The organism is Alkalilimnicola sp. S0819 (assembly GCF_009295635.1).
Lineage (GTDB): Bacteria > Pseudomonadota > Gammaproteobacteria > Nitrococcales > WHIW01 > S0819.
Genome location: NZ_WHIW01000070.1, coordinates 1 through 308 on the forward strand (window position 1 = coordinate 1; position 308 = coordinate 308).

General features: G+C 57.8%; 1 protein-coding gene. It reads right to left on the reverse strand.

Annotation, left to right across the window (positions count from 1 at the left end; translation table 11 throughout):
- Positions 1-65 precede the first annotated feature (65 nt).
- A partial coding sequence (locus GBG68_RS14015; RefSeq protein WP_193222359.1) for a 3,4-dihydroxy-2-butanone-4-phosphate synthase occupies positions 66-308 on the reverse strand: 243 nt, incomplete at its 5' end.

A 308-nucleotide genomic window follows, 5' to 3' on the forward strand; every position in this document is an offset into this window, starting at 1 on the left:
GCACCGAAGGAATACAAAAAAGCCGATGACATCTCATCGGCTTTTTTCAACCATGATCCGTTCGATCAGCTGGCTTTGCGCTCATGCGCCTGGCGGTAAGCCACCAGATCTTCAATCGTGACTACCGCCATATTATGCTGGCCTGCAAACGCGATACACTCCGGCGCGCGCGCCATCGTCCCATCGTCGTTAGTCAACTCGCACAGTACACCTGCAGGTTTAAAACCGGCCAGCGTCATCAGATCGATGGTCGCCTCCGTATGACCGCCGCGCGTCAGCACGCCGCCCGCCTGAGCGCGCAGTGGGAA